Origin of the sequence: Cytobacillus sp. (genome assembly GCF_964223445.1) — a bacterium.
GTDB lineage: Bacteria > Bacillota > Bacilli > Bacillales > Cytobacillaceae > Cytobacillus.
Genome location: NZ_CAXQGS010000124.1, coordinates 24,254 through 40,297, shown reverse-complemented (window position 1 = coordinate 40,297; position 16,044 = coordinate 24,254). Strand labels below are relative to the sequence as shown.

General features: G+C 41.8%; 11 protein-coding genes. 9 read left to right on the top strand and 2 right to left on the bottom strand.

Features of this window, described 5'->3' with window-relative positions:
- Positions 1-216: 216 nt before the first annotated feature.
- The 5 genes from ACEQ1T_RS20900 (at position 217) to ACEQ1T_RS20880 (ending at position 5,213) form a co-directional block, all read left to right on the top strand.
- The gene (locus ACEQ1T_RS20900) at positions 217-1,485 is read left to right on the top strand and encodes a sugar ABC transporter substrate-binding protein (protein WP_206836856.1); all 1,269 of its coding nucleotides are present in this window, start codon (positions 217-219) and stop codon (positions 1,483-1,485) included.
- A gap of 87 nt (positions 1,486-1,572) precedes the next feature.
- Positions 1,573-2,460: a carbohydrate ABC transporter permease gene (locus ACEQ1T_RS20895; protein WP_370224571.1), complete on the top strand. Its 888-nt coding sequence runs from the start codon at positions 1,573-1,575 to the stop codon at positions 2,458-2,460.
- A gap of 23 nt (positions 2,461-2,483) precedes the next feature.
- Positions 2,484-3,344, top strand: a complete 861-nt coding sequence (locus ACEQ1T_RS20890) for a carbohydrate ABC transporter permease (RefSeq protein ID WP_206836861.1) — start codon at positions 2,484-2,486, stop codon at positions 3,342-3,344.
- Between the two features lie 108 nt (positions 3,345-3,452).
- Positions 3,453-3,800, top strand: a complete 348-nt coding sequence (locus tag ACEQ1T_RS20885; RefSeq protein ID WP_206836864.1) for a hypothetical protein — start codon at positions 3,453-3,455, stop codon at positions 3,798-3,800.
- 138 nt (positions 3,801-3,938) lie between these two features.
- Positions 3,939-5,213, top strand: coding sequence for a serine dehydratase subunit alpha family protein (locus ACEQ1T_RS20880; protein ID WP_370224569.1), 1,275 nt, complete (start codon positions 3,939-3,941; stop codon positions 5,211-5,213).
- Positions 5,214-5,277: 64 nt separating this feature from the next.
- Here the strand turns inward: ACEQ1T_RS20880 and ACEQ1T_RS20875 are convergent, their stop codons facing one another.
- On the bottom strand, positions 5,278-5,973 hold the full coding sequence (locus tag ACEQ1T_RS20875) for a response regulator transcription factor (RefSeq protein WP_206836871.1): 696 nt from the start codon (positions 5,971-5,973) through the stop codon (positions 5,278-5,280).
- 172 nt (positions 5,974-6,145) lie between these two features.
- On the opposite strand from ACEQ1T_RS20875, the gene ACEQ1T_RS20870 reads away from it, so the two are divergent.
- From ACEQ1T_RS20870 to ACEQ1T_RS20855, 4 genes are all read left to right on the top strand, one after another.
- Complete coding sequence (locus tag ACEQ1T_RS20870; protein ID WP_370224568.1) at positions 6,146-7,792, top strand: flavin-containing monooxygenase; 1,647 nt, start codon at positions 6,146-6,148, stop codon at positions 7,790-7,792.
- Between the two features lie 66 nt (positions 7,793-7,858).
- On the top strand, positions 7,859-8,803 hold the full coding sequence (locus ACEQ1T_RS20865; RefSeq protein WP_370224567.1) for an alpha/beta hydrolase: 945 nt from the start codon (positions 7,859-7,861) through the stop codon (positions 8,801-8,803).
- A gap of 630 nt (positions 8,804-9,433) precedes the next feature.
- Complete coding sequence (locus ACEQ1T_RS20860; protein ID WP_370224565.1) at positions 9,434-13,618, top strand: S8 family serine peptidase; 4,185 nt, start codon at positions 9,434-9,436, stop codon at positions 13,616-13,618.
- Between the two features lie 110 nt (positions 13,619-13,728).
- Entirely contained in the window at positions 13,729-14,976 is a 1,248-nt protein-coding gene (locus ACEQ1T_RS20855) for a helix-turn-helix domain-containing protein (RefSeq protein ID WP_370224564.1), read from the top strand.
- Between the two features lie 34 nt (positions 14,977-15,010).
- Here ACEQ1T_RS20855 and ACEQ1T_RS20850 read toward each other — a convergent pair whose 3' ends face one another.
- The gene (locus ACEQ1T_RS20850) at positions 15,011-15,916 is read right to left on the bottom strand and encodes a DMT family transporter (RefSeq protein WP_206837672.1); all 906 of its coding nucleotides are present in this window, start codon (positions 15,914-15,916) and stop codon (positions 15,011-15,013) included.
- Positions 15,917-16,044 lie beyond the last annotated feature (128 nt).

Below are 16,044 nucleotides of genomic sequence, written 5' to 3'. Positions count from 1 at the left end.
GGAGATTTGTTATTCTGATTTAATAATGTTGAATCGTTTCTATAGTTTCAGATTAATATTTTTTTATCAAATATCGAAACGTTTCACTGCAAGGGGGAATTCGTTAGCCATTTACCAGATGGCAGATTTTTTGCGTTTGTTCTTAAGGTAGTAATGTTGCAGCACAATAGCGGGAAACTTAAAGCAAAGCCTATTAAATTATTGGGGGTTTTACGTATGAGTCAAAAGTTGTTAAATGTTTTCAGTAAAAAATTTGCAGCAGCTGCAATGGTAGGTACAATGGTGGTTTCAGGGGCATTGGCAGGCTGTTCTTCTGATTCCGGATCTTCTGCGAAGGAAGGGCAAAAAACGATAACGGTTTGGGGCATGGGAGAAGAGGCAAAAACACTTCCAAAGATTGCAGATGAATTTGAAAAAGAAAACCCGGAAATTGATGTGAAAGTTCAAGCCATCCCTTGGGATCAGGCGCATGATAAGCTATTGACAGCAGTCGCTTCTAAAAAAGGTCCTGATGTTGTGCAAATGGGTACGACTTGGATTCCTGAGTTTGCATCTGCGAATGCGTTGCTTGATTTAGCTGAGCATACTGAAGAATACCCTGAGCTTAAAGCCGATAATTTCTTCGAGGGGTCAGTGGAAACAACAAAATATGAAGACAAAGTGGTTGGCGTGCCTTGGTATGTTGATACACGTGTACTTTTTTACCGTACAGATTTATTGGAAGAAGCTGGCTATAAGGAAGCACCTAAGACTTGGGATGAATTAAAGGATGCAGCCAAAAAGTTGGCTGACCGCGGTGATGATAAATATGGAATCAGCATCGATACAAATGAGCAAAGCTTATCATTTATGTTAGCTCGTCAAAACGGATCCAAATTATTAGAAGGCAATCAGTCTTATTTCAATGAACCGGAATTTGTTGAAGCAGTCGAGTATTTAAATGGATTCTTCAAAGATGGATCTGCTCCTGTAGATCTTGGACTTGATATCGTCCAGGCATTCAGAGGCGATGGAATCCTGCCGATGTTTATCAGCGGACCTTGGATGGTCAAGCTAATCAATGACCAGGCACCGGAACTTGAAGGCAAGTGGGCAACAGCAGTCCTTCCGGCTAAGGAAACAAACACATCTACACTGGGCGGATCCAATTTATCCGTATTCCAGCATACTGAAAATAAAGAAGAGGCACTTAAATTCCTTTCTTATATGAGTAAACCTGAAACTCAGGTTAAATGGCTTGAATTGACAAACTCTTTACCAGCAAGCAAAGAGGCTTGGAATGATGATCAGCTTCAGCAAAATGAGTATTATAAAGTATTTGGAGAACAATTAGAAAATGCACAGCCAATGCCTGTCATCAAACCTTTTGAGAAAATTGCACAGGATTTCTTAAGCAGATTTGAAAAGATTTATCGTGGCGGAGCTGATATTCAGGCCGAAATGGACGACTTTGATAAAAAGTCTGAAGAAATTTTAGCCAAGTAATTTTTAACAACAGGTACTGGCCGGCGGGTGTCTGCCAGTTGCCTGCAATAGTCCGGAATAATTGGACTAAGAAGGAAGGGACCTACAATGAAAAGCTTTATGGCAAACAAAACTCCATACTTTTTTATAGCTCCTGCACTTATCTTACTTACATTATTCTCCATTCTTCCTATATTTGTGGCGCTGATCATCAGTTTTACTGACCTGGATCTGGTTGGGATAGCAGACTGGTCATCCATTAGTTTTGTTGGTTTAGAGAATTATAAAGAAGTTGTAAGTGATCCGATATTTGTAAAATCCATTTTTAATACACTGTTTTATGTGGTCTTTGGTGTCCCGCTGGTTATCGTTTGTTCCCTGGGAATTGCGCTCCTGATCAATTTTGGGAAAGCCCGCATCTTTAAAGCTTTCCGGGTTGTTTTCTATATGCCTTCCATCACAAACGTGGTTGCGGTTGCTGTTGTTTGGAGCTATCTGTATAACCCTCAGTTAGGCTTGTTTAACCATCTGCTGGAGTTTCTTAACTTGCCGCCTGTTCCATGGCTGCAGGATCCAACAATGGCAAAGGTTTCGTTAATAGCCCTTGCACTTTGGAGAGCTATTGGCCTTAATATGATTATTTTTCTTGCTGCGCTTCAGGGGATTCCAAAAACTTACTATGAAGCAGCACAGCTTGATGGAGCCAACAACTGGCAGCAGATGTTCAAGATTACGATTCCTCTTTTGAGATACGCAATCTTTTTTGTTTCAATCACGACTATGATCGGCTGGCTGCAATTTTTCGAAGAACCATTTGTCATGACAAATGGCGGTCCATTAGACAGTACGACTTCAGTTGCACTGTTTATTTACCGGAATGGATTCCAATTCAGCAACTTTGGTTATGCAGCAGCAGGATCTTTCATATTGTTCATTGCCATCATATTCATAACAATGATTCAATTTAGGCTTCAGAAAAAAGGGCAGGATTATTGATGAAAGCTGAGGTGAAAAACAAAATGAAATCCAATGCAGTTCAAAAACAGTCATTAAGCAGCAGTGTTAAGCAGGAAAGAGCTCAGCAATTGGCAGCAGCTATTATTCTTACAATTGGAGGAGTGCTGGTTTCCATTCCATTTATTTGGATGATCCTTTCTGCCTTTAAGCCTGAAAGTGAAGTTATGCAGCTGACACCAACTTTGCTGCCGCAAGATTTCACATTGGAAAACTTCCAGAACCTCTTTGTGAATATGAACTTCGCTCTCTATTTGAAAAATACACTTATCATCGTTCTTTGGTCGTTTGTAGGCTTATTCTTAAATGCGATGGCCGGTTATGCCTTTGCCAAATTTGAATTTAAAGGACGCAATAAATTGTTCTTTCTCGTACTTGCAACCATGATGATCCCCGGGCAAGTAACCATGATTCCGGTATATCTGATTCTGAATCAGATGCAATTGACAAACACGATGGCGGGCATTGTGCTTCCTGGCCTGGTGGGCGCATTCGGGATTTTCCTGTTCCGGCAATTTATGACTACCATACCGGATGAATTGCTGGAAGCAGCAAGACTGGATGGTGCCAGTGAGTTAAGGGTGTTCTGGCAGATTGTCTTGCCGATGGCTAAACCGGTCATGGCGGTGCAGGGGATTTTAACCTTTATTGCAGGATGGAACAGTTTCCTGTGGCCGCTGATCATTGCCAACGATGAAAGCCTTTATACTCTGTCGGTAGGACTCCAATTATTAAAAGGCCAATATGGCGGAAACTTTGCCCTTCAGATGGCCGGATCAACCTTCATGGTTGTTCCAATTATCATCATCTTCATTCTCTTCCAGCGATATATTATTGATGGTTATACCATTTCGGGGATGAAGTAAATCGCAAAAGGCCAGGAATTTCAGTTTCCTGGCTTTTTTGGTGTTAAGATAATACTCTCTCTCATAGATTCTTTGTAAGCAGAACTATCTATGAAGGGGAGTATAAATGTGAAACCTGAAATGCAAAAAGCAACTTTACTCGCTGAAAATATTAGGGATTTTCTAACCTTTCTGAATAAGAACCTTGATAACAATATTTTCTATTTGGACACTGACAAATTAAAACAAATAAAATTGATTGCTGAAGACTATAAATTTCATATCCTCTCAGATGAGCTGTTCAGAATCAATCGTTTTGTCTGGGACCCAAAATACACAAATTATTTGGTGGACCGGTTTGCAAAAGGGCTTACCATTATTGATGAGTATGTACAAAGAAACTATAACAGCCTTTTTATGGTGACTGGAAGGCTATATACATTGAAGAATCTCAGTGCATTATTCAGCAAAGATTAACAGTCAGAGCTGCGCCTATTTTCATGATTCCAAAGAGTTTTCGTATCGAAAGGAAATATTGCCTCTCTTCATTTTTCACTATTTGAATTATAATAGTTAAAGTTCATTCATTTATTTTAAACAATTAGGGGTATGAAAATGGAGAAGCACAAGATCTTAAGAGTTCTGGAAAAAGAATTAGTGGTTGCCCTTGGATGTACGGAACCTGTTGCAATAGCACTTGCTGCAGCAATGGCAAAGAGCCATGTAAAAGGGGAAATAAAAGAGCTTTGCTTAAAAGCGAGCGGAAACATCATCAAAAATGCAAAATCAGTCGGAATTCCCGGCATGAATTCCTATGGTCTTGATTTCGCAGCGGCAATCGGCGCTGTGGCAGGGAACCCTGCAAGAAAGCTCGAAGTATTAGAGGGAGTGAAGCCAGAAGATGAGCTCCTGGCGCTGAAACTTATTGAAGAAGGAAAAGTAACTTCCCTTCAGGCGGAGACACCAAAAAGGCTTTATATCGAAGCGGTATTAAAAACAGATATGCAGACTTCCAGAGTGGTAATCTCTGATAACCACAGCAACATTACTTTAATAGAGGTTGATGGAGAGATTATCTACCAGGGCGGATGTGAAAATTTAGGAATCCAATCTGAAGAAGATGAATTAATTGCACTCACCATTGAGGAGATATATGAATGGGTGCTTAGTGTGGAAGTCAGCTCCTTATCACTGATAAAAAAGAGTATTGAGCTCAATCGGGTCATTGGAATGGAAGGCCTATCGGGCGAGTATGGCCTAAAGGTAGGGAAAACGATAAAGAGGAATGTGGAAATGGGCATCTTATCGGATGATATTGCTACTGCGGCTATGTCTTTGGCTGCAGCCGGATCAGATGCGAGAATGGCAGGATCCACACTTCCAGTTATGGCAAACACCGGAAGCGGCAACCAGGGAATCGCAGTCACACTTCCAGTTGTTGCAGCTGCAGAAAGACTTAAGGTTGCAGAGGAAAAAATGATTCGGGCAGTTGCACTTAGTCATCTGATAACCATTCATATAAAATCCAAATTTGGCCGGCTCTCGGCTTTATGCGGTGTAACTGCTGCAGGTATGGGCGCAAGTGCAGCCATCGTATATTTGCTGGATGGACAGCTTCAGCAAATCAAAGCAGCCATTCAAAACACAATCGGAAATGTTTCCGGAATGATCTGTGACGGAGCAAAAGCCGGGTGTGCCATGAAAGTATCTACCTGCTCCAATGTAGCAGTGCAGTCTGCCCTCCTTGCTCTCAACGATCAGGAAATCAAATCAACCGATGGATTTATTCACGATGACGTTGAAAAGAGCATCGAGAGTTTCTGTAAATTAGGAAATGAAGGAACCCGTCATACGGATGAGCTCATTTTAAAATTAATGATGGAAAAATAAACTGAAAAAAGGTCCTTTCTTTATGAAAAGGGCCTTTTTGGCGTGCAATATGAATAGGTGAAAATTACGAAATCATTCCTCGTCGAAACATCTCCGCAATTGCCTGTGACCGGTTTTGAGCTCCCAGTTTCCTAATAGCTGTTTTAATATACTGGTTGATGGTGACTTCACTGATATACATGGAATCAGCCATTTCTTTAATGCTTTCCCCCCAGGAAATCCTCTTCATGACCTCCATTTCTCTTTTGCTTAATAGCCGGGTATCTTCTTTTCCTTCCGTTTTTTCAAGGGTTTTTCCTACCTGTTGACCAAATTGAGTATAAGAAGAAAGCTGCTGATCAGAAATTTTTATATGATCATCAAATTCGTTCGTGCAAATATAACCGATGGGAACAGCGCCAAAGCAGATGGGGATAGCCAGGAAGGAGTTGACATTGGAAGTTGTAATGTATTTGATGTTTATTTGCTTCAGGTATTCGATCCCCGAACAATATTTTGCTTTCCTTTCATAAAGGGCAGAATAAATAAGCGGCAATGAACGAATATCATCCCTGATATCTCTGATATGTATTAATCCTTGGCCCGTAATAGCGATGATTCCTTCACCAATAAAGCCTAAGGGTGAATACCGGAATAAATAGGCGTTTTGAACAGGAAAAATGTTCATATAAACCTCTAGAATTTTATACAGTTTTTCTTCATGACTCTCGATATCTTCTATATTCTGGATATTATCCAAAATGGTAGATTCTATTGCCATATTAACACCTTCCTTATAGGGATATTATATATAGAAAATTGTGAATATTCAATATAAACGAATGATAGTAAGCTTAAAATAGATTAAAATATATGTCCTGGAGAGGAGGTACTTTTAACAAGAAAAATGTAATCGCTTTCAACTAAATTAATATCATGAGGAGGAAGAAAGTATGTCAACATTTCAAAAATCGAACTCTCTCACGGATTTTGATGCTGTCGTTGTAGGGGCTGGTTTTTCTGGATTGTATATGCTGCATCTTTTGCGGGAAGCCGGTTTTTCCACGAGGGTATTTGAAGCGGGCGATAATGTCGGTGGGACATGGTATTGGAATCGGTATCCAGGCGCAAGATGCGATGTTGAAAGCATCTACTATAATTACACTTTTTCTGAGGAACTATTGAAAGAATGGAGCTGGTCGGCAAAATACGCAGAACAGCCTGAAATACTAAGCTACATAAATTATGTAGCGGATAAGTTTGAACTGCGGCGGGATGTGCAGTTCAATACAAGGGTGCAATCCGCGCAATTTGACGAAAAGAAAAATAGGTGGGACGTTCAATTAAATAACGGTGAAAAGGTTTCTGCCCAATATTTTATTACAGCTGTAGGATGCTTGTCAGCGTCCAATGTACCTAAATTTAAAGGGCTGGAAAACTTTAAGGGCGAATGGCATCATACCGGGCAATGGCCGCATGAAGGAGTGGATTTCCAAGGCAAGAGCGTTGGCATCATTGGCACAGGGTCCAGCGGTATCCAGGCAATCCCTGTCATTGCAAAAGAAGCCAAGCACCTGACCGTATTCCAGCGGACCCCGCAGTACAGCAGTCCAGCCAGGAATACGCCGAATGATCCTGAACACCTGAAAAATATACGGAAAAATTATAGGGAAATCAGAGAGAAAATGCGCCATTCCGTTACAGGCATACCGGAGGAGCCAAGAAACATTTCCGTGTTTGATGAATCTCCTGAAGAACGGCAAAAAGTTTTTGAAGAAGCCTGGCAAAAAGGAGGTCTGCTAAATCTTACTTACACATATAATGACTTGTCCATTACTCCTGAAGCTAATGCCATCGTGGCGGAGTTCATCCGCTCTAAAATCCGCGAAACAGTCGCAAAGACAGAAGTGGCTGAAAAGCTCCTTCCGAGATTCTATTACGGCACCAAACGCACCATCATTGATACAGATTATTTCGAGACCTATAACCGCGATAACGTATCGCTGGTGGATGTGAAAGAAGCGCCGATTCAGGAGATTACCGCAACAGGGGTTAGGACTGCAGATGCTGAATATGACCTTGACATGATCGTGTTTGCCACAGGTTTTGATGCGATGACTGGACCGCTGTTTAAGATCGATATCCGGGGAAAAGACGGCGTCTCCCTGAAAGAGAAATGGACTGGCGGCTCACATACTCGAACCTATTTAGGCTTAGGCACAGCAGGTTTCCCGAACATGTTCATGCTGACAGGACCTGAAAGTCCTTCCGTATTAAGCAATATGATGGTTTCGATTGAGCAGCATGTGGAGTGGGTATTTGATTGCATCAGCTATATGCGCGACCAAAACCAGGCTGTCATTGAAGTAAAAGAAGAGGCGGAAAATACATGGAGCAAGCACTGCCGTGAAATCGCCGATCAGACTTTATTTACCAAAACTGACTCATGGTACATGGGTGCCAATATTGAAGGAAAAGCCCGCGGCTTCCAAATTTATCTAGGCGGTGTTGGAACCTACAGAAGGATTTGTGATGAAGTCGCCGAAAAAGGCTATGAAGGCTTTAGCCTGACAGCCTCTGAAAAAAGTGCTGTGAATTAAGTGGGGATTGATAGGGCAGGCTTACTCCTGCCCTGTCTATAAATATATTATTAGGGGGAAATAATTATGGCATTAGATCCGCAGGCAAAATTTTTATTGGAACAGATGGAGGCAGCAGGAGCTCCGCCGATGAGCCAGCTATCACCGGAGGAAGCCAGACTTACCACAGATTTCAGCGCTCTGGCTGGAGAACCGGAGGAAGTAGGGAAGATTGAAAATAGAAAAATTGCGGGACCTGGAGGAGAGATACCTGTCCGAATTTATACTCCTAAAGGAGAAGGACCTTTTCCAGCACTCATCTATTATCACGGCGGCGGCTGGGTAATCGGTGACCTGGAGACAGTAGAGGTTCCTTGCCGTCTTTTAACGAATCTGGCGAATTACGTGGTCGTTTCTGTGGATTACAGACTGGCTCCGGAACATAAATTTCCTGCGGCTGCGGATGATTCGTATGCTGCAGTCAAATGGTTGGCTGAAAATGCAGCTTCCATTGGAGTGGATCCGAGCCGCATTGCCGTCGGAGGCGACAGTGCAGGCGGGAACCTTGCAGCCGTTGCTGCCCTCATGGCAAGAGACAAAGGTGAAATCTCACTCGCCTTTCAGATGCTGATTTATCCTGTAACCAACCATTCCTATGCAACAGAATCCTATACTGAAAACGCAGACGGCTATCTGCTTACGAAAGACAGCATGGAATGGTTCTGGAATCATTATTTGCGGAATGAAGAGGATGGGAAAAATCCATATGCCTCTCCACTGCAGGCAAAAGACCTAAGCGGACTGCCGCCGGCATTGGTGTTAACGGGAGAATTTGACCCGCTGCGCGATGAGGGTGAGGCCTATGCTGAGCGTTTAAAGGATGCCGGTGTCCCGGTTGAAGCCAAACGTTATGATGGCATGATCCATGGCTTCTTCTGGATGCCTGGTGTACTGGATCAGGGAAGAAAGTCGATTGAGCAGGCGGCAGATGCTTTAAGGCGTGTCCTCCAGGGCAGTGTTGCTTCGAAGTAATATATATCGCAGATTGGACACTTCTGATTGGGGGAGTGTCCTTTTTTGTTTTTAAATTCATTAATAGATTTTCTGAAGAGTCATGGCGATTATAGGGAAGTAATACTGTCGCCAAGGAGTGCTAATGACGACGAAAACAGAAGGGAGGAAGAGAAAACGGTCGCCAAGGAGTGTTTATGAAGACGAAAATGCAAGGGGGGAAAAGAAAACGGTCGTCATGGAGCTTTCATGAAGACGAAACCGGAAGGGGGGAAAGGAAAACAGTCGCCAAGGAGTGTTCATGTCGACGAAAATGCAGGCGAGGAAAGATATGAACCCCACGGCAAATAAAGAATTAAGGAATAGAGAAATTCGTCATAAAGCCAATGAAATAAAAGTTTCCCTTCAAAAACCTGCCCCCGATCACCCATTTGGGGTAATCAATATCCCATTCTTCCAAATTTATATTTTTCTCTATCCTATCAAGGTGCTCTTTATCCTATTTTCAAGATAAATATCAGCAGAAAACAAGAAATTTAGTAGTAATGTACCTCTTTAATTACCCCAATTTACTGTTCACAACTATCCCCTTTAAGATAAATATAGTAAGTATTCTTACTTTTCCATCAATTAAAGAGCAGGAGGAAAAATATGAAGTCACGCAATAATCTATTAAAAGGGGCACTAGCTGCAAGTTTATTGTTCTCTGCTGCCATTCCATTTAATGTGCTTGCACAGAAGCCGGAAGTCACAGTAGATGAAGCGGAAAAAATCCTAAATGGCCTCTCGAAAGAACAAAGGGAATCTTTAGAACAGCTTGAGATAGGGCCGGGATTTATTATTTCCCCTGAAGTAAATACAACCACTCCTGAGCTGGTCGAAGTCATTGTGGAATTTAACCAGGCTCCTGCAAAGGTGGAGGTAAAGAAAGAAGCTTTGAACGGCAAAAAACTCTCTCTTCACTCAGCTAAAGAAAAAGTAGAAAAATCCCACAGTGAATTCAAAGCCCATATTAGCAAACTGAGGGCTAGGAAAAGCAGTTCATTGTATGAAGCCAGTAAAATTGAAGTGAAACGCGAATACAAAAATGCATTCAATGGGGTTTCAATGAAACTGCCGGGTATAGCGGTGGAGGAACTCTTGCAATCAGGCGAAGTAAAGCGGATTTGGAGCAATGCCCAGGTCCAGCTGGATCTTCCTTCAGAAGAGGAAACTAAAATGAAGCCGAAGATGGCAGACAGCATTCCCCAAATCGGTGTGGATAAGCTTCACGATGAAGGGGTTACCGGAAAAGGAATCAAGGTTGGAGTACTGGACACAGGTATTGATTATACCCACCCTGACTTAAAAGATTCTTATAAAGGATACCGTGCTGAAAACGGACAAGATCCAGAAGCAGTCGATCCTGCCTCTGTGAAAGGCTGGGATTTTATCAATAATGATGCTGACCCAATGGAAGCGACCTATGATGAATGGAAAGCAGCGAGTATGCCTGAGTTTCTAAATAGCTCTGCCTATTATACTTCCCATGGTACGCATGTCTCCGGCACAATTGCTGCGCAAAAAGACAATGCAGTTGATTATGCTGTAAAAGGAGTTGCACCTGATGTAGATTTATTTGCATACAGAGTTCTCGGCCCGTATGGTTCAGGTACGACAGATGGAGTGCTTGCAGGCATTGATAAAGCTGTTGAGGATGGCATGGACGTGATTAATTTATCCCTTGGTGCCAGTGTAAACGATCCTTTATACCCTACATCAGTGGCGATAAATAATGCGATGCTATCAGGTGTCGTTTCCGTTGTGGCAGCCGGAAATGCGGGCCCAAGTGAAAAGACTCTTGGGTCGCCAGGTACGAGCGCGTTTGGGATTACAGTAGGTGCGAGTGATGCAGCCATTTCCATTCCGGCTTTTAAAGCCAGTGCAGGCGACAAGGTTTTTGAATCTATGAAATTACTTGCCAAGAATTTTTCTGATGACTTAAAAATTCTGGAAGGCAAATCGTATCCTGTTGTGTTTACTGGATTGTGTAAAACAGGAGATTTTACAGGGAAAGAGTTAGCTGGCAGAATTGCATTAATTGAACGAGGAGAGCTTACATTTGAGGAGAAAGTGAAAAATGCTAAAAATGCAGGCGCAGCAGCTGTCATTATTTTTAATAACACTGAAGGTGAAATACCTGCCTATATAGGAGAAAACGCCAAATATATTCCAACGTTCCAGCTTACGAAAGCAGCTGGAGACTTTTTAAAAGGGAATCCTGAAGCAACTATTACATTTGATCAGCTTACCCAGGTTAAAACAGAAGGAGATTCTCTTGCAGACTTCAGCTCAAGAGGGCCTGTTAACAGTAATTATGATATAAAACCGGATCTTGTGGCACCAGGAGTGTCCATATTCTCCACTTATCCGGAATTCATGAACCACCCGGAAGAGGGGCAGGATTATAGCTCTGCCTACGCGAGACTGAATGGAACCTCTATGGCGACTCCTCATATTGCGGGTGTGGCGGCACTTATGCTTCAGCAAAATCCAGACATGGACCCTTTCACTGTAAAAACATCTCTAATGAACACATCTGATGATTTAAAGAGCGATTACTCAGTATATGAAGTGGGGGCTGGCCGGGTAGATGCCTATCAGGCTGTTCATTCGGACATATCATTCAAAGTAAAGGATCAAACCGATCATATAGAAAACGGAGAATACATCCAAGTAGATGAGATTACAGGCTCCATCAGCTACGGCAGCCATTATCTGGACAATGCAGATATTGAGGACAGCCGAAGCATACAAGTGGCGAATAATAGCAAACAGGATCAATCATTTAGAGTAGAAGTGGAATATCATGCAGCACGGGAAGGCGTACAGGATGGAAATAAAAATAATATTAAAGTCCATATCCCTGAATCGCTGACAATTGGAGCAGGGAAAACAGAGCAAATTGAGGCTGGAATTGTCATTCCAAAATCGGCTGAAATCGGCCGTTATGAAGGCTATATTCATGTGGTTAATCAGGCAAATCCAAATGACCGCTACCAAATTCCTTTTGCTATAAGAGTTACAGACAAAGGGATTTCCTATGCCGAGCCGCTCTCACCTTCTGTTACAACAGATACGCCATTCCATCAATACTATGCACCAGGTTCTCACTTTGTCTTTAAGTTTAAAAGTCCAATGGAAACGTTCGACCTGATTGTCAAAGATGCCAAAACAGGCAAGGCTGTAGGGCTCGTAGGAAGCTATGACGGCAGCCAGGCAGTCCCTGACAAGGAATACCTGATCTTTTTTGGACACAGGGGACTTGTTTATCCATTCACTGGGAATAAGAAGCAGCCAATAGCTGATTACATTCAAAAACTGCCAGAGGGCGATTATGTACTTGATCTGATCAGCCGGGATGCCGAAGGGAAAAGTTATCACTACGAGAGTGTCGGTATCGTAGATAATACCCCGCCGGAAGTGGATCTGGATATTGAACCGGGAGTCATCGAAATAAATGATGGCATGTTAACTGATGAAGATGGCCATCACGCATTCTGGGTACATGGAAATATTACAGATAAAACAGTTGACCTGCTGCAGTCAAAAGGAATGGATTTTACTCAAAAAACCAATACAGCTGCTTACTATGAAAATGGCAGCCCATTTATTAGCGGATTTCTCAAGCTTGAAGATGATGGAGCTTCAAAATTTGGTGTGCTGCCGGAAGAATATGAAGCCAGACCTTATCAGTTAAAGCTGTTCCCTTGGGATATGGGCACAGCGGCAAACACATTTTCAAGTCCTCAATATGTGTTCATGAAGGAAGGCACCGAACATGCAACCAGCCGATTTGATAAGAGCAGTGTAAAGCTGAATGATGAGATTACCATGACCCTTGATTTAAATAATGTGAAGAAATTTGTTTCAGGCTCATTTGAGGTGCAGCCTTTCCTTAATTTCTTTGAATTCCAGGAAGTTAAGGTGAATTCAAAGCTTCAAAAATTTGCTGATGAAGAAGGAATTTCTATAGAATTGGATGAACCTGTTGTTGCCCAATCAGGAGTTAAGGTCGGAGCATCACTTTCAAAAGCTGATTTCGAAGGCATCAATGGGGATATGCCATTCCTAGATGTCACTTTTAAGGTCGCAGATGATACGAATTACTCGAGATACTCTTCCATTGGTTTAAAGGAGTTATCTTATAAAAAACAGGGAGAAAGTGAAGAAAAGAAAATTCCGGCATATAGCTTGAATCATTTTGAATTCAATTCCTCACATTCAAGAATAACCGGGAATATAGCACCGGAAGCTTTCTTAACCTCCGGAGGCTGGATTGATAACAAATACGATTTTACCAAGCTTAAGGCAACAGTCTTCGCTAAAGCTGCAAATGGAAAGATATATGAGGGAACAATGGACAGCAGGGGCCTCTTTGAAGTGATTGTACCAGCAGATAAAAAAGCCTATACCGTCTATGTCGAGGTGCCTGGCCATATGGCTGAATATAAGAATGTAATGGCAAGCATTGAAAAAGAGGGAGAGCAGCAAGGCCTGTATGTGAGAATTAAACCCGAAGATAACCTTGCAGGGGATGTTACCCAGGATCAGATTGTTGATATCCGGGATCTGAAAGAAGCTGTTGATCATTATGGCAAGAAAGCTCCTGAAAATTCCCATCTCGATATTAACCAGGATGGGGTGGTCGATGAAACAGATGTCAGATGGATTGAAAAGAATTTCTTAACGAAAGGCTCATTAGCAGGAAAAGGAAATCAGCCGAAAGAAACAATAGGGAAAAAAGGCCTTGGAGATTTCCTGAAAATGATTGGATTGGAGCCAAAAGAAAAATAAGAATTGCACAGAAAGGCGGGAGAAACGTTCTCCTGCCTGTTTCTATTAACCTATAGAAAATTACTGGTGATTTCACTATAATAATAGAAACTTTAATACCGAGGTGCAGCATGATCATTGGGAAAATAATTAAGTTTTACAGGGAAAGAGAAGGCCTGACTCAGGGTCAGCTGGGGGAAGGGATTTGTTCGGTAACCCATTTGAGTAAAATTGAACGGGGAATTACCGAATACTCGGGAGAAATAACACATCTTCTGGCCAGGAGGCTCGGCATTAATGCCGAAGAGGAAATACTGCGATATCAGCAGCTTGCAAAGAGGCTGAATGAATGGCATGAGAGCATGATCATGCAGCGTGTACAGGAATCTGAACAGATAAAAAAGGAACTGCAGGTTGAAAAACTGATTCATATGCCTGATTTTCAGACTCTATATGGCCTGCTTTCAGCCAGATACTATTTATCTGTAAGTGGTTTGGAGTCAGCATCAAAGTTGATTTCGGATCTTAGTAAAACTTCTCCTGCCTTTTCACCTCATGATGCGAATCTGTTGAAGCATATCCAGGGCATCTATTACTTTCTTACAGGCCAATACCGTGACTGTATCAGCTGTTTAGCTTCTATTGACAGAGATCAGTACAGCTATGATGAATACTATTACCATTTAGCAATTGCTTACCATTCCATCCATTCAAATATCACAGCCTATTATTATGGCAAAAAGGCTCTTCAATATTTTCAAAGAACCTTAAATATCCTCCGCATTATCGACACAGAAATGCTGCTGATTGTTCAGCTAAATGCCAAGGAACTGCATGATTTTAATGATACCAAGGAAAAATATGAACAGTTAATTAAGCTATGTGATGCGTGTAATTCAGGTGACCGAAAATCCAAGCTTTATCATAATCTGGCATTTGAATATTTTCGCCGAAAGAAATACAGGGAATCAGCAGGCCTTTATGAGGAAGCACTGAAGCTTACGGCCGAAAATGCTCCTCACTATTTAACTGCTTTAGATGGATACATCCATACCTGTTATAAAGGAAAACTTCAGGCCGGCAGTGCGCTAATAAAATTAGCTGAAGAAGGCATGGAGAGGGCAAAAGCAGCTGATTCATATACCTGGATTTATTTTCAGCTTCATCTCCATCTATTGAAAAAGGAAGAACAGCAATACTATCAATTTATAGAGGAAACAGCCTTGCCGTACTTTAAAAAAATTGGCTATGGCATTTTAATCGACCATTATGAGAAAAAGCTTTTCCACTTTTACTCAGAAAAAGGCGAGGCTCAAAAAGCGATAGAGCTCGCACGTTCTTTTATACATAAACAGAAAAGCTATTATGATCACGAGTAGAATTTTTTTGAGCAAAAAAAAATGAGACTGCATTTTATGCTGTCTCATTTTTCATTGACTGTTTAGGCAGCTTTCTCTGAAACATTTTCGCATTTGTTCCTATATAAACACCAGTCAGAACAAATGCTGCCCCTATTCCATGAGCCATGGTGAACGTTTCACCCAAAAAGACCGTAGCCATTATAACGGCAGATACAGGCATCACATTAATAAAAATGGAGGCCTTGGCCGCACCGACCTCTTTAATCCCGTTATAGTACATCACAAATGAAACCACTGTAACAAAAATGCTCATATGGGCGATCGCGGCCCATGTCGTCATGCTGGCTTGCCGGATATCCATCCACGATGTTTCAGCCGAAGCGAATGGCAATAGAAATAAGGTTCCATAGGCAACTGCATAAGTAGTGGATTCCACTGAGCTGAATTTTTTCAATACCACTTTCCCCACAACACTATAGATGGCCCAGCTGATCACAGCACCCAGCAATACGAAGTCAATCGGTTCAAAGCCGTATTGGAAAAGAGTGAGCAAATGGCCATCTGTAATAATAAACACTACACCTGTCAAAGCAACGGCCATTCCAATGATATGATTCTTTGTAATTTTTTCTTTTAAGAATAATCCTGATAAAAGGACGATCAGCACCGGGTTTGAAGCAATAAATAATGAGCTTTTAATGACTGGCGCATGCTTTGTGGCCAGGAAAAAACAAATATTATACAGCGCAATTCCAGTCAGGCCCAAAAGAGCAAACAATCCATGATCCCTTAAATTCGGTCGTTTCCGGTCTTTCTCCATGATCCACATGAGCGGAAAAAGCAGGATGGCAGCTCCAAAAAACCGCAAAAAAGCAACTGTTGCAGGCTCAAAGCTTTGAACAGCAAACTTGCCGGCAATAAATGCGCTGCCCCATGTAGCAGTAGCCAAAGTCAGCATTCCATAAATAAGCCATAATCTCTTTTTCAAACTACTCGCCTTCATTTCTGTAAAATTTTATAAATAGTATTATAACACCTTTTTCGAAAGGCGAAATAGTTAATTTTTACTGGGATTTTTCAAAAAGT